Source organism: Arsukibacterium sp. UBA3155 (genome assembly GCA_002364615.1).
GTDB lineage: Bacteria > Pseudomonadota > Gammaproteobacteria > Enterobacterales > Alteromonadaceae > Alishewanella.
Map to the genome: position 1 here is coordinate 40,009 of DEYP01000002.1, position 23,702 is coordinate 63,710.

Sequence of the window (23,702 nt, forward strand, 5' to 3'; positions counted from 1 at the left end):
GGCATGGCAGCGCATTCTTTAACCCTTAAATCCCAGTCGGGCAAAATGTATGTATTTTGCACAGAAACCCAGGGTCAAAGTGGTACACCGTTGCAATTTGCCAGCCGCGATGCGGCGACCAACTGGATCCGTCAATCATTCGATCGTAGCGCCACCCAAAGCGACAGTATCAGACACGTATATCAATGGTTTTGTAAGCAGCCAACGGCAGCAGATTTGGCAGCACCTCTTAGCGCCGTGCGCGACGCTGAATTATGCCGTACTCTTGCCACCGTGCTGCTTGAGGGCAAACTTCTGATCCTGCAGTTGCCTGAACAAAAAATTGTTTTAACAGCGCCTGAGTCAGTCACGCCGCCAGCGACCACTGCCAAAACTCTGGCGCAAGGGGGCAGAGCCACAGCCACAAGTTCGGCCAATGCTCACCCTGAAGGTGAGGTTGCTGTAACTTCTAAGCAGGCTGGCACTAACGCCGCCAATCAACACACACCAGAAACTGACAAGGTCGAAACCTGTGGCGATCCGGTGTCTATGTGCACCGGAGAGGAGATCCTTGAGCTAACCGACTTTGAGCTGGCCGGGCCTTTAGCAATGCAATGGCGACGTACTTACCGCTCCAGCCAGAGCCATCAGAATATTGGTTTTGGCTATGGTTGGCGTAGTAATTTTAACCTGTATATCGACAGCATAACTGATGAAGACGGGGCGAAAGCATTACTGCTGGTTAATGAAGAAGGCCGACAGCTGCACTTTTTGAAGCCAGAGCCGGGCCAGACCAGTTATCAGTTGGCTGAGTCGCTGGCGCTGCGAGCTGAAACCGATGGCAGCCTGGTGCTGCTAAAACCAGATAATACCCATTGGATATTTGTACCGGCGGCTAGCAAACCTGTTTTGAAAAGCGGTAGGCCTGATCATAAACAACGCTGGGTACTTCATCAGGTAATGGATAGTCTGGGGCGTTATTTACAACTTTTTTATAACCGGCAAAACCAGCTAAGCCGGATTGATTACACCCGCAAAAAAGGCATTGAATTGCATTACAACACCGCGGGCTTATTAAGCCACATTGAAGCGGTTAGCCTGAGTGAACAGGGGGCAAAGGGCACAGAACTGCTACTGGCGCAGTATCATTATAATGATGACAATGAGCTTGTCAGCGCCATTAATAGTGGCGGTGAAACCGAAAAATACCAATACAGTCAGCATTTGCTGACGGTACGACAGCGGGCGAGTGGATTTTGTCATTATTTCAGCTGGCAAGGTGCAGGCCCTAACGCCCGCTGTGTTCGTAACTGGGGTGACAATGGCATTTATGATTACCGCTTCAGTTATGATGATAGTAATCGCAGTGCCCACAGTATCGATGGTAATGGCCATTGCTGGCAGTACTTTCATAATGAACGTAATTTGCTGATAAAAAAGGTGGCCCCAGACGGCGCCACCTGGCAATACAGCTGGAATAAACAGGGCAAGAAAACCACTGAAACACTGCCCGATGGCAGTCAGACGCGTTTTTATTACAATGACAATGGTCAGTTGGTTACTCAGGAACACGCTGACGCGGCAATTAGCCATTTCCAATACAATGAGCTGGGTCAACGCTGCGGTATTATTGATGCTGAAGGGCGACAATGGCGCCGGGACTATAGTGCGGGCGGCTTGTTATTACGTGAAACCAACCCCGATAATTCAGTTACCCGTTACCAATATAATGCTGAGAACCAGCTGGAAAAAGTGTATTTGCCTGCAGGCGGCGTACAGCGCTTATTGTGGAGCGACGAGAGTCAGTTACTTGCGGTAAAACACAATGACGCATTAACCCGTTTCAGCTATGACAGTCTGGGCCGGTTAAATGGTATTGTTGATGCCAGTGGCCTGGTCACCGAATATCAGTATAATCTGGCTGGTAAACTGGTAAAACAGACCCAGTACCCGGCCGACGCTTCAGCAACTGGTGCAGCAGACACCTCGCCAGATATTTTAGCGGCGGATCTGCCGGATAGCCCCATTCAGCGAATAGAGCAGCACTACCGTTATGATAGTAGCGGCCGCTTGCTCAGTACCACCAATACCCACGGCGATGTGACGCAGCGCGAGTTCGCCGGGTTAAGCCAGCCGACCAGCCTGCTGCAAGCAGACGGCAGTGGTTTTAATTACCAGTATGATAACGAGCGCAACTTAACCGCCATAATGCGTAGTGACGGCGCCCGTTATCAGCTGGATTATGATGCACAGGAGCGTCCGGTAAGGTTACAGGGCTTTGATGGCCGGTTGCAGCATTTTCACTATGATATTAACGGCCACGTTGCCAGTGTGCGTGATGGCAGCAAACGCCAGCTAAAAGTTAAACGCGACCAGCGCGGCCGGATCACCGAACAAACGGCGTTATATGGTCAGATGCTGGCCAGTAATCATTTTCATTATGATAAAATTGGCCGGATATTGCGGGCCAGCAATGGCCAGCGCAAACTGCGATTTAATTATCATTTAAACGGTAAGCCCACCGAAATTTGGCAGGATAACAGCTGCATATATCATCAATATAATGAGCAGGGTAAATGCAGCACGACCCAGCTGCCTGATGGCACCACGATAGACTACCGTTACAGCGAAGAAGGCCAGCTAAGCCAGTTGGCCGTCAATCAGCAGCCTGTTCTTTGGCGCACTTTCGACAGTGCCGGACGCGAAACTGCCCGCGAATATGACAGTGGCCTGACGTTAGCGCAGCAGTTTGATGCCTTTAACCGCTTAACCATGCAGCAGTGGCATCGGGGTGAGCAACGTCAGCAGCGCCAGTACCGTTACACGGCACTGCACCAGCTGAAAAAAGTAACGGATAACCAGCTGGGTAACACTGAGTACCAATACAACAAGCTTGACCAGCTTACCAGTAAAACGCATAGCACAGATAGCAGTCAGAACGAGAGTCATCAATGGGATAGCTTTGGCAACCCAACCGGCGAAGGCATTGAAGTAAAGCATGACCGGCTGCTGCGCTATCACGATAAGCAGTTTCAGTATGATGACAGCGGCAATCAGCTTGCAGTCTCAGCGCCTGATATTAGTCAGCAACGGAAGTTTAATGGTTTTAACCAGCTAACCAGTGTCAGCGGCAATGGCACTATCAGCCGTTACGAGTATGATGCTCTGGGCCGGCGCAGTGCTAAAATCGTTGGCAACGAGCGCACTGAGTACTACTGGGATGGTGATAAACTTATCGGTGAAACCCGTGCGGGTACTAGCAGTGCGGGCGAGCAAATCTGGTATGTCTATGAGCCAGGCACGAGTAAACCTTTACTGTTTATCAGAAATGGCGAAATTTATTATTACCAGTTAGACCAGCTTGGTACGCCGATATCAGTAACCGACACTAATAACCGCATAGTCTGGCAGGCCAGCTACTCCGTATTTGGTAAAGCAACTGTAACGCGTAACGAAATCGATAACCCGTTACGTTTTCAAGGCCAGTATTTTGATAGCGAAACTGGCCTGCACTACAACCATTTTCGTTACTACGACCCCGACACCGGCCGTTTTATCAGCCAGGACCCCATAGGCCTGCTTGGCGGCATTAACCACTACCAGTATGCCCCTAATCATATCAATTGGGTGGATCCGTTAGGGCTGAGTTGTAAGGAAGATAAATATAAAAAAGGAGTTGTATTTGCAGGGCATGGCTCTGTAAAAATATCTAAATCGACAGTTGTACCTGATGGGACCTCAATAACATTTTTTAGTAAAGACGGAGCTGTAATAACTGATGATCTAGGAGTGGCAATTGAGAATTGGGACCCATTAGACGATGCATACCATCGAACTTTTACGTCAGGTGAGACGATTCCAATGTATTGTTTGTATCCTAATTGTGGTTCATTAAATATTCAACCAACGTCAACGCAGGTTAACAGACCTACTACGATTGACAAGTTGTTAAAACCCGATATGGGTAATTGCAGATGGGCAGCCTGTACGTTTGATGAAGACCATGAAAATGCAAATCTAATATTTCATACTGACGGTGTTTATAAAAAAGTAAACGGTCAATATTTTGTAGAGGTTGATGGCAAATGGATAAAAGCATGATATTCGGTAATGCACGTGGAGGCATATATATTCATGGGAACAATGAAATTAATATTCCCGATTATGACCCTAATCAAATATTTTCTGCTGAAGAATCCGAATTTAAATTTAAACTGATCGACGCACTAGTTAAGTGTTACCGCACTGGACTGTTAGTTAATATTCGTAGGCATATTGCTGTTTCTAAAGTATCAGAGTTATCAGAGAAATGTATATTTGAATGGAATAATGAACAGGTCTCACTTGCGGAGGCTGAGATAATTATTAAAACGAATAGCGAGATTTACTTTTTTAAAACATCCCTGATTTATAACGTTTTTAGGCATGACTATAAACCAGATAGTCGAATGATTACTATACTCATAGAGCAATTTGGAAGAGGGGGATTTCATGCATATGATTTCTAATGTGCCGCAGCCCGTATTTGCTTTTTTGTATTTAATGTGGGGGGGAGTAAAGCACAAATATATGACTTTTCTCACCCCTAAATATGCGGCTGAAGCGAAACAGGATCTTGCAGGGCTAAAGCGTGATTGTGAAGCCATAATTTGGATCCTTAAAAACAAGTATGCCGACTATAGTCAAGCTGTTGCCCGTGCCTACACAAATCAGCACGTAATCAATTTTGCGGCAACTAAAGCCACCATTTTTTTGCATGAAGATATGTTTCAATTAGCTGGGGTGAGATTTGATGAACGGCTGATTCCCGGACATATAGTAAAGGAGGAGGTGTTAAGGTTTTACGTAGATTATCCATCAGTGGTTAGTATTTTAAGGCATATTTATCGGGATTTCGTTAGAAATGGAAACGATGAAGCTGCTTGTCTCGAGATGCGTAATAAACTGAAAACGAAATATTCCGCTGACATTGAAAATTTCATTGATGCAATAAACGATCTTTCTCATTTTGACTCAATCGATTACGCAATCGCTTTGCAGGACTACGATCATCCGGAACGAGCTGAAAAGTTTTTTCGAACTTTAGAACAAGCACTGAATGAAACTATTACCAAACACTAGTAACAGAGCTTTATGCAGAATAGAGTAGATCTCGATCAGTTGCTAGCACGATGCCTTGGGTCGGCGCAGCACTCAGAGATTAGATTTAGGACAGGCACTATTCAGAACAGTTTGATTCTGTTTAAGACAGGCACAATTTAGATGATCTAGCCCACCGCCCAACAAATAAATGGTGTTTTATAGATTCAGTGCTAATTCGCAGAAGGAAACTGATAGAAAGCGTTGATTGACATGAATTCGAGCCATATGTGACCCTGCTATTTTTTTTCAGATATGACGGTTTCTGAATGAAAATTTTTAGCCGACAAGTATTGATAGTAAGAATTGATGAGATGTTCAGGCAGTGTCTCGGAGGGCTCGTCGGCTAAAAAAAGTGGTGTAGCGAGCTTCGAATTGGGTGGCGCGTTCAAGCCAATCATGCTGGTTGAGACTCAGCCTTTGCAGGATGGGTGGTAGTAGTCCAGCATCAGCCCTTGGTTTGCGGCGGCAGACAGTGCGAGCAGTATAGTCCACTAATCCCAAATAGTCAGACAGATTAAACATTATACCGTGCTGCGCGTGCTCAACCAGCGCCCCCTCGAAAGATAGCAGCGGCTTGAGAGGGTGCCTGAAATGTCGCAGATTACCTTTCCGGGTCTGCTCATCGATAGCTGCTGTCAAATCGAATGTCGGCATCAGCCGCTCTTTAATACTGGTAAATTCCGAGATTTCAGGTGTTTCGGCTATCTGTGCGCGTACAGGGTTCAAGTCGACATAGGCCATGCAGGACAGCAGAGCCTCATTACTTAGCAGTGCCTGGGATTTGAATCTTGCTTCCCAGAAATGTCCGGTGCAGCCGTCTTCCTTGTTGGCCTGGCGGGCAATGGGTTCATTAAGGCACTTCATAAACCAACTCAGGCTGGTTAGCCGCTGGCGGTATACTTCGACACAGTTTTGCACTGAGTCCAACTCGGCGGCGCTAAGAGTGCTGCTGGCCAGATAGCGTTGCACCAGCAGCGTCCCTTTGTGAATACTTGTCCAGCGCAACAGCACGTCTCGCACGCTCCAATCAGATGCCTGCTTTGGTTGGAGTTTTACTACTAAGTGCAAGTGATTAGACATAACCGCGTAGGCACAGATGTCGATAGCAAACAACGAGGCCAGCAGGCGAATGCGCTGTTCAATCCAGGCCCGGCGGTGTTCGTAATTTTCACCGGTATCGCTGTCAACACCACACAAAAAAGTCCTGCGCACACAGCGAGACACTACATGGTAATAAGGTGTATCGTCGACGGCAATGAGGGCTTTACGTGGCCTGGGCATAAGGCAACCTTATAACTGGTTAAATATACAGTGTCAAAGTTAGTAACCAATTGCTTGGCTGTCAAGGTATTGGTGGTTGATCAAATAAGTTTTGTTTAGATTTGCCTGTCCAACATGTGCCTGTCCAACATGATTCTCCTTTGATCGCACAGGAGTATAGGTGTGCCTGTCCAAGTTTGCTTCTTTAAACAGGGTTACTTAACCACACGTTTGCTGTCACACGAGCTACGCCATGTTCACCAGTACGAGCAAGCCGGTTCGGCCGAAGCATTTTTGTCCCGCTACATTGGCGAGATAATGCGATTTAGTTATATGGATTCACCTTATGAGGTGGATGCCAGGAAACATGTAATCGAATAACAGTAAAAATTGTTAAATAAATTTTTATAGGTTTAGCCCGCAAATCATGGCTTTTTAATTCGCTCGCCTGACTGCATGTTTTTCGTTACACTGCCGGTTGAACATCTGCGGCAGTGGAGCAGTAATGAGTTTGATAGGGCACTACCTGTATTACTGGAAATTCAGGCTTAGTCTACTGGTGCTGCTAGCCAGTCTGTTGGTTGCCTTGCCACATATTTACAAAATAGTGCAGCGGTTCAACCTGACGCCGATAGCACTGCAATTATCTTTGCCTTTACCAGCCGATTTTGCTGATCGTCATCAGTTGCCCGTTAATCCCGACATTGAAAAAGTATTTGTCAGTGGCCATTTCTCAGACTGGAGTGGTGATGACAGTTTTTATCAACTGCAACAGCTCGATGAAACGCATTGGCACTATATGTTAGCGGCCAAACCTGGTGACACGGAATATCGCTTTGTCGTTTATCTGAAAAATCAGCCAGACCCTGTTTGGCTGGATGATCCAACTAATCCAGCGTATAAAACCAATCCTTTTGGCCAGCGTAATTCCCTGGTGCAACGGCTGGATATTAATCGAGTTTATACGGTCGCTTCGCTGCTGCTTTATGGTCTGACGTTGAGCTTTTTGTTGTACTGCCTGGCCGAACCTTTATTGCACTGGCTATTGCAACTGGCAATGCCTTTTCATCGTAAGTTAGCAATAAGTTGTGCCATGCTGGTGGTAATGGCACAGTTAGTGTTGTTAGCTTACCAGTTTTATGAACACCGCCAGCTGATCAAACAAGGCATCATAGACAATGTGCATATGTTGCATCTGTCGCTGGTGCAGCAGACACAAACAGAAAATCCTCCCTCTGAGCAAGCGTTAACTCAAGCACTGCAAATCTTTCTTGAGCCTGCCATGGTACGGGTAGAAAAATACACGGCATCACTTGAGCAAATCACTATTTCGGATGTAGCGTTACTTGATGCTCAGGGGCGGATCCGCAGCTTGCATCATCGTAGGCAGAACCGCAATATTCAGCAATTCAGGGCTACAGAACTTGGTTTTAGTTCGACAGAGCAATATTTTGTCGAGGGAATTTGGCAACCTTTACTTTCTTCACTGGCTGAACAACCAGAGCGCAGCGTCCGTTTTACCAGCAAATCTGCCAACGTTACCGCCATAGATACGCCTGAAACCCGGCTTGCTGAACTGATGCTTGGTTTTAGCAACGTCTTGGTCCCTATAATTCACAATCAGGAGGTTAGCGGTTATTACATCGCTTCTATTCAGGTTAAGTTGTTTGGCCAGGAATTACTGCGCATAGCAATGATGAACCTGCTGCTGATGCTATGTATTCTGGCGCTGACGCTGGCATTACTGCTAAGGATTGGCCGCCATATTACCCGCCATTTGCAACAACTTACCCAATGGACCCGGGCAATAGTACAGGGTAATTTTGACTCGCAGCTGACGATTAGCAGCAACGATGAGATACAAACCCTGGCCGAACATTTTGAACAAATGCGTCAGTCACTGCAAACCAGTTTTAACCATATAGGCACTCAAAAGGCTGAGCTCTATCACATTGCATTCGAAGATAGTCTGACCGGGCTTGCCAACCGAAAACGTTTACTTGCTGATACTGGATCTGTTGTGCCGGCGTCGATGCTGTTGGTGAATATCGATGATTTTGGCAGTCTGAATGATTTCTATGGCACCGTATCGGCTGATAAAGTGCTTTGTGATGTTGCCAGTGTGCTAACCGCGCATTGTAATCTGCTTGACGCCAAACTATATCGCCCTGGCGCGGATGAGTTTGTAATTACCTTTAACACAAAATGCACTGACGCCAATGCAGAAAATATTATTAACCTGCTAATGCAACGCCCATTGCAGGTGTCAGAGAACGACTATTACTTATCAGTAACGTTGGGCATAGTGCAACGTGAACAGGCGCAAAGCAGTAACCGTGACATGTTGTCGCTGGCTGATATCGCCAGACGCTGGGCGAAAAAGCAGTCTCAGCGCTATGCCATGTTTAAACCGGAAATGGCTAATTCTGAAGAGTTTTGTCATAACCTACTGGTATTGCGCCAACTGAAGCAAGCGATAGATAGCGACAATATTGTGCCTTACGTGCAACGTATCGAGCCCCTTACCGCGACAGGAACAGTAAAGTACGAGTGTTTAATGCGACTTGTAACCGATGAGGGCACTGTGCTGGCGCCGGGGTATTTTATGCAAGTGGCGAAAAAGTCGCAGCTGTATTCCAGGCTTACCGCCGCTATGCTGCAAAAAAGTATGCAATTGTTTGAGCACAGCAGTGCGGAGTTTTCAGTCAACTTGTCTATGGATGACATAGAAGATGCCAAGACCCTGCATTATTTACTACAGTTGTTGCAGCATTACCCGCATGTCGCTAAACGCATGACATTCGAATTGCTTGAAACGGCAGAAGTGAGCAACTATATGGCCGTAAGTGCGTTTATCCGTCAAGTGAAGCTACATGGCTGCAAAATTGCTATTGATGATTTCGGCTCTGGATACTCCAATTTTGTCCATGTGCTGAGCTTAGATATTGACTACCTTAAAATTGATGGCTCGCTGATCCGTCAGATCCACACCGACAGCACCAGCCAGCATCTGCTGACAGCAATCACCGGGTTAGCAAGCAAAATGCAGATCAAAACAATCGCGGAGTTTGTTGAGTCGGCTGAGATACTGCAAACGGTGCGCCAATTTGGTATTGATTATGCTCAGGGCTACCATATTGCTAAACCCCGGCCATTTAACGCCAAAACAGACTCAAATTAACAACACACCTCTTTAGCTTTTGAAACTAGCTGCGAAAAAAGTCCCTCCAACTGTCTGGTTATGGATTTTATCCAACAACAATTGGAGTCAGAACAAATTTACGTGACGAACCGCTATTAGCCTAAATTAGAATATCAAACAGGCAGTTTGTCGCTAAATAAGCTTAGAGAATACTGTGGTTGGCACTATTCACGGGTTAGCTAGCAAGACAATTGGCAAAAAGCAAGACTGCCCCTGATGCTGACTGATGCTATCAGGGCAAATCTCTTCTACATATCACCTGCAAAAATCTGTAAATAGATTTGAAAAAGGCCACACACTAAGCGTTCGCTTAACGAGGTTTGCCGGTAGAATCTTTGGTTGAAACCCGTTCAAAAATAGTGCGTGCGCTGGTAACTCGCCATATAGTGTTGCCAACGTCGTCGGCCACCAGCAGGCCGCCATGTCCATCTACTGCAACTCCAACAGGTCTGCCACGGGCGTTGCCGTCGGCGTCGATGAAGCCTGACAACACCACCTGCATCGTTCCGGTCGGCATTCCGTTGGTGAAGGGGACAAAGACAACTTCATAGCCGTTTAGTGGCTGGCGGTTCCAGGAGCCATGCAGACCAACAAAGGCACCCTCTGCATAACCAGCCACAGTATTGTCATTAAAGGCCAGACCTAACGGCGCGACATGTGCGCCGAGGGCAAAATCGGGTGATACAGCACTTGCCACCAGCTCTGGGTTTTGTGGACTTACGCGCTTATCGATGTTCTGGCCGAAATAGCTGTATGGCCAACCGTAGAACGCATCCCGGCGCACTGAGGTGAGGTAATCGGGTACCAGGTCGCTGCCTAATTCGTCCCGCTCGTTTACTACCGCCCACAGTGCACCTGTCTGGGGCTCCCAGTCTAAGCCTACCGGATTACGCAGTCCGGTCGCGAATGTGCGCAACGCACCGGTGGCAATATCAAACTCGAGTATGGCGGCGCGCATATGTTCGGCTTCCATGCCGTTTTCGGCAATATTGCTATTTGAGCCAACGCCGACATAAAGCTTGCTGCCATTAGCGCTGGCGAGCAAACTCTTGGTCCAGTGGTGGTTCAATTCATCGCCCTTGCCGGGTAAGTCAGTTACTTTGGTAGGCGTAGCGGTTATCGTTGTGTCACCGCGCTGATAAGGCATTTTTACTAATGCATTGGCGTTGGCCACATATAAGGTGTCTCCAACCAGCGCCATGCCAAACGGCGAATGCAGACCCTGCAAAAAAACAGTGCGCAATTCGGCTTTGCCATCGCCGTTGGTATCGCGAAGCAGGGTAATGCGATTGGCGCTGGGTACTGCAGCCCCGGCTTTTTTCATAACCCGTTTCATTATCCAGCCTTTAATGCCGCCGATACCACTTTTACCTGGGGGCGCATTAGTTTCGGCAACCAGTACGTCGCCATTTGGCAGAACGTACAGCCAGCGTGGATGCTTAAGACCCTCAGCGAAGGCTGTGACTTTCATGTTCGAAGCTGGGGTTGGCGTGACACCGTTTGGCCAGCCGATAGCTGGTGCGATCTTGACGGTGGGGATCAGAGAAGGGTTAGGCACTGGCAGTTGCGGATCAGCACCAGTGCCGGCCTTCGCAGATAATTGGGCGCGCCCGCCACAAGAGGAAATAAGAATTAGCAAAAAAAGCATTGCCAACGGAAATAGCGTTGTTCTCAAGGTAATGCTCCTTCCGGGGTTATTGTTCAATCTGAACAGTATTTACAGGCCAGGTGGTAAGCCACTCAGTATAGCAAAGCCCGACCCGCCATACCAAAGGCGGCTATCATTCCTACCAACCAAACGGTAGAGCGTGGGGTAGCGTAGTCGAACCAGTAGCAAATGTAGTAAAGGATGCGGCTGGCGATAAAGACCCAGCCCAAAATGACGGTAGTGCTGTCTACCGCATTTAAAGCCACCGCGCTTAGTACCGCGCAGCCGTAGATAATAAGCGCTTCAAAACTATTGTAGTGGGCAGCATTGGCACGCTGGCCAAAGCCTTTTAATGCCGCTTGTTGTTCTCTGGGGTTTTTGTTGTCATAGCCACCGGCTTTTTGCATGGCAAATGCCAGCGGAGCCTTGGCTAAAAACGGTAATAACATGGCAATAAATAACGTGAGTAAAAGTGTACTTAGCATTAAAAATTCTCCGGTTCGAACACAATAGCGTTGATATTAAAAGAAAGCAGCGTTGATATTTAAAGAAACAGTCTAGCTTCAGCTTACTTTGTAGCGAGTGACCTTACCAGCTTAAATCTGGTACTCTGTTTAGTGGGCCATAAAAATAATAACTGCCCGGCTAAAAAATGAATACAAAAAGCATAAAAATGGAGCAAAACGGGTGAAGCACATTGTTATTTCTTTAAATCTGATGGCAAAGCCGATGTTAACGTTAAGTCTGATTTTAACGTTAAGCGGGCTAACCGGCTGTAGCGAAGCCGACACCCCTGAGCCTGCGCCGTTACCAGATAAAGGGTCGCTGGTGTTAGTTGGTGGGGCGCTTGCCGCGTCTAATGCGGATGTACATCAGCGTTTTATTGAGCTGGCAGGTGGTGAACTGCAAGCGAGGATCGCGGTTATTCCTGCTGCCAGTGGTCAGCCGGCAAAGTACTTTAAACAATTTCGTAAGGACATGCAGCGTTACGGCCTGGATGAAGACCAGATGACGTTGTTTCCGGTTGCTGTGAATGATGACAAAAGTACTGCCGATATTGATGAAAGCCAGTGGCGCCGCGGTGCTACCGATTTTAAACTGGCGGAACACCTCAGCCAGTATACGGCGGTATGGTTTCTGGGCGGCGATCAGCTGAACATTACCGCCACTTTGGCGCCGGATGGCCAGAAGTCAGTATTGCTTGAGGCTATCTGGGCGCTATATCAACGCGGTGGTGTGATTGGCGGCACCAGCGCCGGTGCGGCAATGATGAGCGAGGTTATGATCGCGGCGGGTGATTCCTGGGGGGCGCTGACAGAAGGCACTACCGAGAGTTACAACGGTATGCAGGATCAGGAAAATGGCCCATTAATGTTGGCCAAGGGATTGGGGTTCTTCCCCCATGCCATTATTGACCAGCATTTTGACCGCAAAGCCCGCTTTGGCCGTTTAATTTTGGCTACTGAACTGAACAAAGCTACATTTCCGCTGGGCTTTGGCATTGATGAAAATACCGCTTTGGTTTATACCGCCGCAAATCATAGTGTGCAGGTCATCGGGGCCGGTGCGGTTACTGCTATTGATGTCAGCAATGCCAGGCGAATTAAAAATCCCCATGCTTTTCATATTGAAAATGTCCGTATTAGCGTAATGCAGGGCGGGGATCAGTATCATTTTGATACCGAGCAGTTTGTCGCTAACCCGCTTAAGCACGCTACCGTGGGCCATGAATATCTTAATCTGGCAGAACCTGTGGTGTCGGGTGTGTTTAGCCGCAATACCCGGCTAAAAGATATGTTGACCTTTGATCTGGTTGACAATAAAGGCAGCAAACAGGTGGTCAGTTATCTGCATCAGGGGCAAGGGACCGGCTTTACCCTGCGGTTTACTCAGGATGAATACACCACCGGATACTGGCAATATCTTGATGGGTTGCTCGATAGTGGCAGTGCCTTCGGGGTAAAGCTGGATATTATACCGACTGAGTTCACGATTACGCCGCTTAGTGCAGCAAGCGAGACAACCCGCACAAAGGCCCAGGCAAAGCACTAGCTCATTTAGGTTCATCGCCGGGGCGTACTTGCTCAACCTAAGTGTTGTGGTCACTAAGCCGGCCGTGGTGGCTAACGGCCAAGGCTTATAGCGGCTCCAGCTGGTAATCACCGTTCGCGAACGCCTCGGCCAACTCATGTGAGCGCTGCAGCACGATTTGCCAGTTTGCGATACGCTGCGGATCGCTGAGCTTAAAATCATTTCTGTCGGGGATTTTACCGTTCGGTAAACTGGCCACCCAACTGGCGCTTGGACACAGCAATACCACGTTGTGCAAGTGCGCGGCATTGGGCCGGCGCCATTTAAGCGCTTTGTCGAACCAGCCTGGTGTAAGGTGGGGGTAAAAGTGCGGATACAGCACCAGCCCATGATGACTAAATGGCAGATCAAAGTGATAGTCGGTTATGCCGCCATCGTAATAAAGCCCCGGGCCTGCGCCTTCGATGTTTTTTACAGGGGACAATACCAGCGGGATGGAGCCACTGGCCAACACTGCCTGGCGCAGATTTGCCTGGCTTAAGGGCACATGTTGGGTGGGCAAGCCGGTGTAGCGATGAAACGGCGCCTGGCAATGCTGCGGATGAAACTGCACCCGCTGATAAAAGTGCTGCAGATTTCGTCTGTTTAATAAATTAGCGCCGGCGGCCAGGGTTAAACCGGCCGCTTGCCATAATTTGCGCTGGCTACGGTTGATACCTTTGGCCTTCGCCACAATCAGGTTGAGTTTCATCACCGGGTTGTCGAGTACTTCGTTAATCTGCTGCTCACTGCTGAACACCTGGTCGATAACGGCCGATGAAATACGGGTTACCTGATGAATATCGGCGCCAGGTGGAAACGTAATGGTGGAATAGGCGTTGGCAAAGCGCGCTGAGGCAGCAACCGGGTTGGCCTGGGCATAGCAGGCAAAGCGCCAGGCTCCGGCCGAGCTACCTAATAAATGCAGTGGCTTGGTGCGCCCTGCGAAAAATTCAGCCAGTAAGTACTGGTCAAGACCATAGAGACAAAACCATTTGGGGCCGCCACTTGCTCCCACCATCACGCTGATATCGTCGGCCTGCAGGCCATGTTGTTTAATATGCGCCATTGCACCCGGGCCGGCTAGTACGCGAAGCTTATTCAAAACGACAGGACTCTCCAGTAAGTATTCAGGCCGATGTTAAAACACCTTATAACGGGCCAAACAAGGTTTTATGCATGCGTTCGGCATAATCGTCAGTCATGCCAGAGATATAATCACAAATGACCCGCATTCCCTGGCCATGTTCGCTGGCACTGTGCCAGCGCTGTTGGGTATTAAGCGGCAGCAAGCGACTGGGATCAGAGGCGAAAGCATCAAACAGCTGCAACAACATATTCTGACAGCGAAACCGGGATTGCTGAATCATTGGCTGGCGGATAACACAATTAAACACCAGTTTTTTCAGGCTATGTAACAGTGCGGTTTCCGCACCCGGTAAGCGGGCGTTATAGCGAATTAACGGCTCGCTGGCATCTGGCAATGGTTGATAGATCTCCACTGAGGTAATAAGCCGGTTTACTAAGGCGCCAATAGCGTCTTTTCGGATATGGTGCTCACTACTGAACAGCTTTGCCCCCAGCTGCTGCATATCATCGCCGGTATAGTGTTGCCATTGGCTATAACTTACATTGCTCAGCACAATAGCGTCTTCTAAATCATGTACGCCATACGCAATATCGTCGGCCAGTTCCATAATGGATGCGTCAAGTGACTTGTAGCGGGATTTAATAAAAGGCGATTGTGCTAAAGTTTCTACCTGCTCAAAGGCGTCGCGATCGTTGCTGCTTAGTGGCTGCAATATCCAGTCTAAAATATCAGCGTCGGCCTGAAAAATGGCTTTAGCCGGTTTCCAGTGGTTTAAGTTCAGTGGGTTAGCCGTGTTATTAATGGTAGGCAAGGGTGGTTGCAATACCGGGTATTTTAATAACCCCAGTAAGGTACGCCTTGCTAAATCCATACCGTGATGCTGGGTATAGGGCTCCAGTTTGGCAACAATTCGCAACGTCTGGCCATTACCTTCGAAGCCACCGTCAGACAGCATTTTATAATTCAGTGCAGTTTCACCACCATGGCCAAAGGGTGGGTGGCCGATGTCATGGGCCAGGCATAACGCCTCCATCAGGCTGAGATCTGGCAATGCGGCTTTAATCTGCCCGCTCGACTTTTTTTCCAGCTGACTCACCAGTCCAGTACCAATTTGGGCCGCTTCTAACGAGTGGGTAAGTCTTGTACGGTAAAAGTCATTCTGGCCAATCCCCAGGATCTGGGTTTTTGATTGCAAGCGCCGAAATGCGGCAGAGTGCAGAATACGCGCGCGGTCACGCTGCCAGGGTGAGCGTTGATCATTAGGCCGATCATGGTTGCCCTCTGAGTGTCGCTCCGACCAAATTGCTAACATAACCTTCCTTAATCATGATAAAACGGCTTAGCAAGAGCCACTATACTACGCGACAATCGATTTTAATTCGAGCACTCGACACCGGCTAAATTATACTGTATAAAATAACAGTTAAAATTAATCAGGGGCAGCAAAATGGCAGTAGTAATTAAATATATTGTAGAGCGCAATGGAGTAGAGAAAATGACATTTACCTCAAAAGCGGAGGCTGATGCCTATGACAAAATGCTGGATACTGCTGATGAGTTAGCTGGTTTTCTAAACGCCAGTAGCCTGTTGAATGATGAAGCGCAAACCGAGACTCTGGCGTTATATCTGGCCCAGAATAAAGACGCGTTACTGGTCGCATTGGGTGCCAAAAAGCCAGCAAAAGTGGCGGAGAAAGCGCCGCTAAAAAAACCAGCTAAAGCGGTCGCTGAAACAAAAGCGCCTGACGAGACTGAATTAGCAGCAAACAAGCCTGGGGCAGAGCAAGCTGCCTGAGCCACTTGCAATGGCAATAGTAAGCAAAAGCTGCGCTGACTTAGATGTGACAGCGCAGCCAAAGCCTTTATGGTATTAAGGTGTCCGCTTTAGCCAGTAGGCTTTTAAATCGGCTTTTACTTCAGGCAGCAGTAAATACAACGCCAGAATATTAGGCACTGCCATCAGAAATATCATTGAATCGATAAAATCGAAAACGGCCATTACATTTGGCACGGCGCCAATTGACACAATAAAGCAAAACAGCACTTTATAAAGCTTGGTCAGACGCCTGTCATGGCCCACCAGATAACGCCAACCGGTTAAGCCATAATACGACCAGCTGATCACGGTAGAAAAGCCAAATAACAGCAGGGCCACCATTAGCACCCACGGAAACCAACTGACAACGGAGGCAAAGGCGCCGGAGGTAATTTGCACGCCATCCAGCCCCGGGGTCTGGTATGCGCCGGTCAGGATAATCACCAGGGCGGTAATAGTGCAGATAACGACGGTATCGATAAAGGGCTCGAGCAAGCCAACAAACCCCTGGCTGACAGGATCTTTGGTCTTTGCAGCGGCATGCGCAATAGGCGAGGAGCCAATGCCTGCTTCGTTAGAATAGGCCGCGCGCCGAAATCCCTGAATCAATACGCCGATAAAACCGCCATAACCTGCTTCAGGAGTAAACGCGCCCTGGACAATCAGCCACAGCGCAGCAGGGATCGCGCTAAAGTGGGTAAACATAACAAGCAGCGACGCTGCCAGATAAAGTCCGCACATTAACGGCACCAGTTTACTGGTCACCCGGGCGATACTTTTTAAGCCGCCAATTATCACGGCGCCCACCAGTCCTGCATAAATAACACCGAACAGCCAGGCATTATCAAAACCCGTAACGGTTTTAACCTGAACAAACCCCTGATTAACATGGACAAAACCGGCAGATCCAAAAATAACAAACACCGAGAATGCCATAGCCAGCACGGTGCCGGTAAGCGGCAAATTAAACTTATCCAGTGCCGCTTTAATGTAGTACATCGGGCCGCCGGATACCGAACCGTCACTGTTAATCTGCCGGTATTTTACTGCCAGGGTACATTCAACAAATTTCGTAGACATACCTAGCAGGCCGGCCACGATCATCCAGAAGGTTGCACCCGGCCCGCCCAGGCTTATCGCAATCGCGACGCCAGCAATATTACCGGTACCCACGGTGCCTGATAACGCCGTACTCAGTGCCTGAAAGGGTGAAATTTCACCGCTGCCGCCGCTGCTTTTGTTGTTTTTAAGCAAACCAATAGCATGGCCAAACCCTCTGACATTAATAAAGCCGAGATAACAGGTGAATACCAACGCACCGCTCATCAGCCAGATCAATACCATGGGTATGGCAATGCCGTTAATATCAAACGCATAAAACACGATGGCAGCAAGTTTAGCGGTGAAACTTTCAAATACCTGTTGGAACGAAAAGTCACTTATCATTGGTTATAGCCTGGTAAAAATTGGGCAAGTTTGCCAAGGGCAGCCGACAGTTGTTCCTTATGCGGCAAAAACACGATCCGGAAGTGGTCCGGTTCCGGCCAGTTAAACGCCCGGCCATGCACTAATAAGACTTTGTGCTGGCGAAGAAAATCGAGGACGAACAATTCATCGTCTTTAATCCGGATTTTTTTGCGATCAATTTTTGGAAATAAATACATAGCACCCTTTGGACGCATACAACTTAAGCCATCAATCTCACTGACCAGTTTATGAGCCAGATCCATCTGCTCATACAAACGGCCACCGGGTATCACTAATTCATTAATGCTCTGGTAACCGCCGAGCGCAGTTTGAACGGCATGCTGGCAGGGGACGTTGGCACAAAGTCGCATTGAAGCCAATACGTTCAAGCCTTCAATGTAGTGCTTTGCCAGATGTTTGGCGCCAGAGATAAATAGCCAGCCTACCCGAAAACCGGCAATCCGGTAATTTTTCGACAAGCCGCCGAAAGTCAGCATAATAAGATCATCTGCCAGCGCTGCGGTGCTGATATGCTCGGTACCGTCGTATAGCACCTTGTCATATATCTCATCACTTAATACCACCAGGCGGTGCTCCCGGGCTATGGTAAGAACGTCATTTAAAAAGGCTTTATCGTAAACCGCTCCGGTGGGATTATTTGGGTTAATTAGCACAATAGCTTTGGTTTTATTAGTTATTTTATGCCTGATATCCGCCAGGTCCGGATACCAGTCTTGCTGCTCGTCACAGCGATAATGCACCGCCTTGCCGCCTGCGAGGTTAACCGCCGCTGTCCACAACGGATAATCAGGAGAGGGGATAAGCACCTCATCGTCATTATTCAAAAGGGCCTGCAGCGACATTAAGATTAACTCTGACACGCCATTTCCGATGTAGACATCGTCAGCATCGGCGCCTCTGATACCACGCTGCTGATAATACTGCGCCACGGCTACCCTTGCCGGGTAAATACCCTGCGAGTCAGAGTAGCCCTGGGCTGTCGGCAGGTTATGAATAACATGCTTAAGTATTTCGTCTGGCGCTTCAAAGCCAAAAGGTGCCGGGTTGCCGATATTCAGTTTAAGAATACGGTGCCCTTCTTCTTCCATTTTACGGGCTTCCTGAGCCACAGGTCCGCGAATGTCGTAACATACGCCATCAAGTTTGGTTGAACGTTCAATTGGTTTCATAGACAGAACCGGTTTGCCCCTTAAAATAATATCCATCCAGATAGCTAAAACAATAAGATGTAGTTGTCACATAACGGCGGATAATTTGCAATGCAGTGACCACAAATGTTGACGAATTTTCAGTAAAAAAGGTGCTGAAAATTTTTTTAGTTCACTCTGGGGCAAGCAAAGGCTAAAATGACCAATGATTTTTCAAGTCAGTAGCCGGTGAAGTTCAGTGGAGCTTGCGGTAATGCTGTTGAATATAGTGGTGATTATTTGATTAAAAAAAGTGCAATTATAGTTGGCTGGCTGGCAGTATGTGCTGCTGCACTAAGCCCGTTTGTCGGTTTGCAGCCGATACCTCAGCAAGACTCACTTGATGAATGGCAACGGCCCGACAGAATTGAAGCGTTAAGCCAGGCAGATAAGAAGCGAGTACTGGAGCGGTTAGCTTATACGGAACCGGCTGTTGCCTTTAAACCTTTGCCGGATTTTAATGCTATTAACGACACAACCGCTAAAAAACGAGCGTTTTTCGATTATTTACGTCCTCATGTCCAGCGAGAAAATAACCGGCTGCGCTACCTGCGCCAGCAATTGCTGGAGTTGGCTGAGAAAAAAAGGAAAAACCAACGACTAAATATTAATGAATACGCTTTTCTATACAGTTTGTATGACGAGTTCAGGATGGATGTGGCGGAAACTGATCCGCAAATGCTTGAGGAGCTGTTAAAGCGGGTTGATATTTTACCGCCGAGTCTGGTGCTGATGCAGGCAGCAAATGAATCTGCCTGGGGGACCAGCCGTTTTGCCGTGGAAGGTTTTAATTTTTTTGGGCAATGGTGTTTTCGTGAAGGCTGCGGTCTGGTGCCGCTAAGCCGGGGCGAGGACCAATCGCACGAGGTGGCAAAATTCGATTCACCTGCAAAGAGCATTCGTAGTTATTTTTATAACCTGAATACATTTCATACTTATGAATCGCTCAGAGAGATCCGGGCAAAATTAAGGGCAGAGCGCAAGCCGGTAAGAGGCGAGGCATTAGCGGCTGGCTTAGGTCGCTACTCAGAACGCGGCGAAGAGTATATTACTGAAATCAGCAGCATGATCCGCTTCAACCGGCGCTTTCTGGAAGATTAACTGTACTGTGTTAACTGCGCGATATTATCTTCACCAGATAGCGGCACTAGATTAACTGCACTATTTTAAGTTCACTCTGGTCGGCGCTGCTGGCCAGATTATCATGTTCGTCATCGCTAACCAGACCAACGGGTATGGCTGGCACCGAAATCGGGTCAAATGCCGTGTCACCTTCTGCGCTTGCCGCGTGATCTTTGGTTATGGCAGCAAAATCGAACAAGCTATTGTCGGCCAGGTGCGAGGGAACCACGTTCTGCATGGCCTGAAACATCGTTTCAATGCGACCGGGGAAGCGTTTATCCCAGTCCTGCAGCATTTCCTTAATAACCTGACGCTGCAAGCCATCCTGAGAGCCACATAAATTACAGGGTATAATAGGAAATTCACGGGCCTGCGCATATTTTTCAATATCTTTTTCTTTGCAATACGCCAGTGGCCTGATCACGATATGTTCGCCGTTATCACTGATAAGTTTCGGTGGCATCGATTTCATCTTGCCGCCATAAAACATGTTTAAAAACAGGGTTTCGAGCATGTCATCGCGATGATGGCCAAGGGCAATTTTGGTTGCGCCCAGCTCCTTTGCGGTGCGATATAAAATGCCACGACGTAAGCGTGAACAGAGCGAGCAGGTCGTTTTACCTTCCGGAATTTTTTCTTTTACTATGGCGTAGGTGTCTTCGGTGACAATGTGATAGTCGACCCCAATACCCTGTAAGTAATTTGGCAGCACCTCGGCCGGAAACCCCGGTTGTTTTTGGTCAAGATTAACGGCAACGATACTGAAACTGATAGGGGCAGACTGTTGCAGGTTCAGCAAAATATCCAGCATAGTGTACGAGTCTTTACCACCGGACAGGCAAACCATTATTTTGTCGCCGTCGCTTATCATGCCAAAATCACTGATGGCCTGGCCGACGCCGCGGCGCAGCCGTTTATGCAGTTTATTTAAATTATATTGAGCTTTTGCTTGCGCGGCATGAGACATAACAACAGTAACCCTACAGAAAAATGGCGCACATTATAACCAAGTGTGCGCCAATACCATAGGGCGGATTTTAGTGTTTTGCTAAAGGACTGACAAAGTTTGCTGGTTTTAACGCTAAAACATCGCAATCAAGCTGATCAATCAGGTGCTCGGCAGTATTACCGATGATGGCGGCAGAAAAACCGGTGCGGCCAATGGTACCGATGACCACCATTTCAGCATCCAATTGTGTGGCCAGTGCCGGAATAATATCTTCCGGCATTCCTTCCAGCACATGCGTGTCCTCTTCTGCCATGTCAAACTGGCTGGCAAGCTCTGCAACGGCATTTTCATGATGCCGGCGCATTGCACTGTTATATTGCTGCGGATTAAATTCCGGAATTTCGATAGCAATATTAACCGGGGTGCCGGGGAAGGCATTGACCATATGAACTCTGCCTTGCAGCACCTGCGCCATTGATTTGGCATTGCTGATAACCCGTTGGTTCAGGGATTGGTGATGATCCTGTTCACTGCCGGCATTTACGGCAGCAATAATATTGCCGTTATCAGGCCATTCATGTTCTTTTACCAGCAATACCGCGCAGGGACATTTACGTAATATATGCCAGTCGGTGGGCGTAAAGATCATCGATTTCAGTACGTCATGATTATGGGTACCCTTAATGACTAAATCGAAATTGTGTTCCAGCACTTCATGAACTATCGCTTCAAACGGCCGGTTATGCCACACCACTTTTAAATTGATATCAATACCGGTATTTCGGGCATCGTTAATCAGCTCACCGACCCACAACTCGCGGTCATGGATCACGGCCTGACGCATCGATTCCCGTTCATCACCGGATAACATCGTGGTCATTTCATAAGAAAAATCATATACCGATAAAAAGGCGGTAAGTTTGCACGTTTGCTTACGCGCTAATTCCAGGCCGCGCTGTAAGGCTTTGTGCTGGCTATCTGACGGGTCTAACACGATTAAAATGTTGCTGAAAACACTCATAGCTCACTCCCTGCTTTATTATTTAGCTAATTGATTACAAACAGTGTAGTCAATAAAAAAGCAGCGGGGGTAGCTTCAGATTGTGCTAAATCAAAAAAACTAACAATTACCGGCCAATTGTTGCATTGCCGCAGGGTTTTTAATACTTATCAGCTTACCGTCGACGATAATAAGCTGTTCTTTATGCAACTTACTTAACAGGCGACTGATGGTTTCAACTGTTAATCCCAGATAATTACCAATATCACTGCGGGTCATCGATAGACGAAAGGCTTTCTCAGAAAACCCCCGGCTACCAAAGCGCTCGGCCAGATGGTTTAAAAAGGTCGCCAGCTTCTGCTCTGCGGTTTTACGGTTTAATAACAACATCATTTGCTGATCTGCCTGAATATCCTGACTCATCAGCCGCATCAACTGCTGACGCAGTTTCGGCAGTTGATCCAGTAATACTTCCAGATTCGGGTAGGGTATTTCACACACCATGCCGGTTTCCAGGGCTTCCGCATAGCTGTTATGCATTTCTGTATTAATGGCATCAAAACCAATAACATCGCCAGGCAGGTGAAAACCGGTAATTTGCTGCTCGCCCTGCTCAGTCAAGGTAAAGGTTTTAAACGACCCAGAGCGAATAGCATACAAGGCTTTTAAAGGATTGTTGCTTTCAAACAACATATCGCCTTTGTGCAACGGCCTTTTACGCTGAATTATGTCATCTAAGCGGGTGAGTTCTTGTTCACTCAACGAAAAAGGTAAACATAACTGGCTAAACCCACAATCCTGACAGTTAATAGCTGATCGTTGCATAATCTGAATTCCTGACTGTACCTGAATTTATCGCACCAGCTTAAAAAACAAGTCTTTTTAAAGCAAGGTATATCGTATAAAGACCATAGATAGCTAATAGTCCGGCAGCACTGTATCGTACCATTGGTTTATTTTTAAATTTACTTAACTGGCTGGCCATACTACCAAAGGCTAATAATGCTGGCAGAGTACCGATACCAAAACTTAGCATAATAAGCGCGCCCTGACTGGCGCTGCCACTGGCCAGACTCCAGCCTAAGGTAGAATATACCAGACCACAGGGTAACCAACCCCAGCACAGACCGTACAGGTAAGCCTTGGGAAGACTATCTAGTGGCATGACTTTCTGACTCAGCGGTTTGACCAATGCCCATATATGCCTGCCTGCACGCTCAAGCGCGGTAAGCGCAAACCATAATCTGGCGATATACAGCGCCATCAACAGTAACAGTATGCCAGCGAGTAAGCGCAACCAGATAAGCGAGATACCCGCCAGGGCCATTGCCTGTGCGCCAAAATAGCCCACCAGCGCGCCCAGCAGGGTATAGGTAGTCAGGCGGCCCATACTCAGTAACAGTTGCATAGCCAGTTTCCAGCTGAAACTGCGCTCAGGCAAGGCCAGCTGTAAAGCAGCAACGATACCACCACACATCACGATGCAATGACTGCTGCCCAGAAAACCAATCATGATTGCTGCAACTAACTCTGCATTCATTAGCGCTTGTGGTCCTGGTCCGATCCAGGCGATGGATCTTTGTCGGTTTTCATCGTTTTTGACTCAGCGTGTTGTTCATCGAATAAAATGCTGAAGCCTTCTTTATCCAAATCTTCAAATTGCTTACTACGTACTGCCCAGAAAAAAATGGCCAGTCCTATCATGACAAACAAGATAGCAATTGGAATTAATACGTAAATAATGCTCAT

General features: G+C 47.8%; 20 protein-coding genes. 8 read left to right on the forward strand and 12 right to left on the reverse strand.

Annotated features, from left to right (window positions below):
- Positions 1 to 3: 3 nt before the first annotated feature.
- Genes B2X65_RS00230 through B2X65_RS00240 form a run of 3 tightly spaced genes read left to right on the forward strand, consistent with a single transcriptional unit; the run spans position 4 to position 5,100 of the window.
- Entirely contained in the window at positions 4 to 4,080 is a 4,077-nt protein-coding gene (locus B2X65_RS00230; RefSeq protein ID WP_290609724.1) for an RHS repeat-associated core domain-containing protein, read from the forward strand.
- The gene (locus tag B2X65_RS00235) at positions 4,065 to 4,487 is read left to right on the forward strand and encodes a hypothetical protein (RefSeq protein WP_290609726.1); all 423 of its coding nucleotides are present in this window, start codon (positions 4,065 to 4,067) and stop codon (positions 4,485 to 4,487) included. Before B2X65_RS00230 ends, B2X65_RS00235 begins: the two co-directional genes overlap by 16 nt.
- The gene (locus B2X65_RS00240) at positions 4,471 to 5,100 is read left to right on the forward strand and encodes a hypothetical protein (protein WP_290609727.1); all 630 of its coding nucleotides are present in this window, start codon (positions 4,471 to 4,473) and stop codon (positions 5,098 to 5,100) included. Before B2X65_RS00235 ends, B2X65_RS00240 begins: the two co-directional genes overlap by 17 nt.
- Before the next feature lie 336 nt (positions 5,101 to 5,436).
- On the opposite strand, the gene B2X65_RS00245 is transcribed toward B2X65_RS00240, so the two are convergent.
- Positions 5,437 to 6,402 (reverse strand): transposase, encoded by a 966-nt coding sequence (locus B2X65_RS00245; RefSeq protein ID WP_290609728.1) that lies wholly within the window; start codon positions 6,400 to 6,402, stop codon positions 5,437 to 5,439.
- Between the two features lie 162 nt (positions 6,403 to 6,564).
- Between B2X65_RS00245 and B2X65_RS00250 the strand changes: the two genes are divergently transcribed.
- Positions 6,565 to 6,762: a hypothetical protein gene (locus tag B2X65_RS00250; protein ID WP_290609730.1), complete on the forward strand. Its 198-nt coding sequence runs from the start codon at positions 6,565 to 6,567 to the stop codon at positions 6,760 to 6,762.
- Between the two features lie 124 nt (positions 6,763 to 6,886).
- Complete coding sequence (locus tag B2X65_RS00255; RefSeq protein ID WP_290609732.1) at positions 6,887 to 9,562, forward strand: EAL domain-containing protein; 2,676 nt, start codon at positions 6,887 to 6,889, stop codon at positions 9,560 to 9,562.
- Positions 9,563 to 9,893: 331 nt separating this feature from the next.
- Here the strand turns inward: B2X65_RS00255 and B2X65_RS00260 are convergent, their stop codons facing one another.
- Entirely contained in the window at positions 9,894 to 11,258 is a 1,365-nt protein-coding gene (locus B2X65_RS00260; RefSeq protein WP_290609734.1) for a PQQ-dependent sugar dehydrogenase, read from the reverse strand.
- A gap of 65 nt (positions 11,259 to 11,323) precedes the next feature.
- Positions 11,324 to 11,716, reverse strand: a complete 393-nt coding sequence (locus tag B2X65_RS00265) for an MAPEG family protein (RefSeq protein ID WP_290609735.1) — start codon at positions 11,714 to 11,716, stop codon at positions 11,324 to 11,326.
- A 202-nt stretch (positions 11,717 to 11,918) separates the two neighbouring features.
- On the opposite strand from B2X65_RS00265, the gene B2X65_RS00270 reads away from it, so the two are divergent.
- The gene (locus B2X65_RS00270) at positions 11,919 to 13,283 is read left to right on the forward strand and encodes a cyanophycinase (RefSeq protein WP_290609737.1); all 1,365 of its coding nucleotides are present in this window, start codon (positions 11,919 to 11,921) and stop codon (positions 13,281 to 13,283) included.
- 85 nt (positions 13,284 to 13,368) lie between these two features.
- On the opposite strand, the gene B2X65_RS00275 is transcribed toward B2X65_RS00270, so the two are convergent.
- Together B2X65_RS00275 and B2X65_RS00280 are read right to left on the reverse strand one after the other, a co-directional pair.
- Positions 13,369 to 14,406 carry a patatin-like phospholipase family protein gene (locus tag B2X65_RS00275; RefSeq protein WP_290609738.1) on the reverse strand — a complete coding sequence of 346 codons (1,038 nt, stop codon included), beginning with the start codon at positions 14,404 to 14,406 and terminating at the stop codon, positions 13,369 to 13,371.
- Between the two features lie 46 nt (positions 14,407 to 14,452).
- Complete coding sequence (locus B2X65_RS00280) at positions 14,453 to 15,703, reverse strand: anti-phage deoxyguanosine triphosphatase (RefSeq protein WP_290609739.1); 1,251 nt, start codon at positions 15,701 to 15,703, stop codon at positions 14,453 to 14,455.
- Positions 15,704 to 15,838: 135 nt separating this feature from the next.
- Here B2X65_RS00280 and B2X65_RS00285 point away from each other — a divergent pair, with 135 nt between their 5' ends.
- On the forward strand, positions 15,839 to 16,186 hold the full coding sequence (locus tag B2X65_RS00285) for a YebG family protein (protein WP_290609741.1): 348 nt from the start codon (positions 15,839 to 15,841) through the stop codon (positions 16,184 to 16,186).
- A 75-nt stretch (positions 16,187 to 16,261) separates the two neighbouring features.
- Here the strand turns inward: B2X65_RS00285 and B2X65_RS00290 are convergent, their stop codons facing one another.
- Positions 16,262 to 17,653 (reverse strand): alanine/glycine:cation symporter family protein, encoded by a 1,392-nt coding sequence (locus tag B2X65_RS00290; protein WP_290609743.1) that lies wholly within the window; start codon positions 17,651 to 17,653, stop codon positions 16,262 to 16,264.
- Positions 17,650 to 18,864 (reverse strand): pyridoxal phosphate-dependent aminotransferase, encoded by a 1,215-nt coding sequence (locus tag B2X65_RS00295; RefSeq protein ID WP_290609745.1) that lies wholly within the window; start codon positions 18,862 to 18,864, stop codon positions 17,650 to 17,652. Before B2X65_RS00295 ends, B2X65_RS00290 begins: the two co-directional genes overlap by 4 nt.
- A gap of 258 nt (positions 18,865 to 19,122) precedes the next feature.
- On the opposite strand from B2X65_RS00295, the gene B2X65_RS00300 reads away from it, so the two are divergent.
- On the forward strand, positions 19,123 to 19,983 hold the full coding sequence (locus tag B2X65_RS00300; protein WP_290609747.1) for a glucosaminidase domain-containing protein: 861 nt from the start codon (positions 19,123 to 19,125) through the stop codon (positions 19,981 to 19,983).
- 46 nt (positions 19,984 to 20,029) lie between these two features.
- Here the strand turns inward: B2X65_RS00300 and ttcA are convergent, their stop codons facing one another.
- The 5 genes from ttcA to ccoS all read right to left on the reverse strand — a co-directional run bounded on the left by ttcA (position 20,030) and on the right by ccoS (position 23,702).
- Entirely contained in the window at positions 20,030 to 20,971 is a 942-nt protein-coding gene (gene ttcA / locus B2X65_RS00305) for a tRNA 2-thiocytidine(32) synthetase TtcA (protein WP_290609749.1), read from the reverse strand.
- A 70-nt stretch (positions 20,972 to 21,041) separates the two neighbouring features.
- Positions 21,042 to 21,974 carry a universal stress protein UspE gene (gene uspE / locus B2X65_RS00310; protein ID WP_290609751.1) on the reverse strand — a complete coding sequence of 311 codons (933 nt, stop codon included), beginning with the start codon at positions 21,972 to 21,974 and terminating at the stop codon, positions 21,042 to 21,044.
- Positions 21,975 to 22,073: 99 nt separating this feature from the next.
- Entirely contained in the window at positions 22,074 to 22,778 is a 705-nt protein-coding gene (gene fnr / locus B2X65_RS00315; RefSeq protein WP_290609753.1) for a fumarate/nitrate reduction transcriptional regulator Fnr, read from the reverse strand.
- A 40-nt stretch (positions 22,779 to 22,818) separates the two neighbouring features.
- Positions 22,819 to 23,493 carry a sulfite exporter TauE/SafE family protein gene (locus B2X65_RS00320; RefSeq protein ID WP_290609755.1) on the reverse strand — a complete coding sequence of 225 codons (675 nt, stop codon included), beginning with the start codon at positions 23,491 to 23,493 and terminating at the stop codon, positions 22,819 to 22,821.
- The gene (gene ccoS / locus B2X65_RS00325) at positions 23,493 to 23,702 is read right to left on the reverse strand and encodes a cbb3-type cytochrome oxidase assembly protein CcoS (protein ID WP_290609757.1); all 210 of its coding nucleotides are present in this window, start codon (positions 23,700 to 23,702) and stop codon (positions 23,493 to 23,495) included. Before ccoS ends, B2X65_RS00320 begins: the two co-directional genes overlap by 1 nt.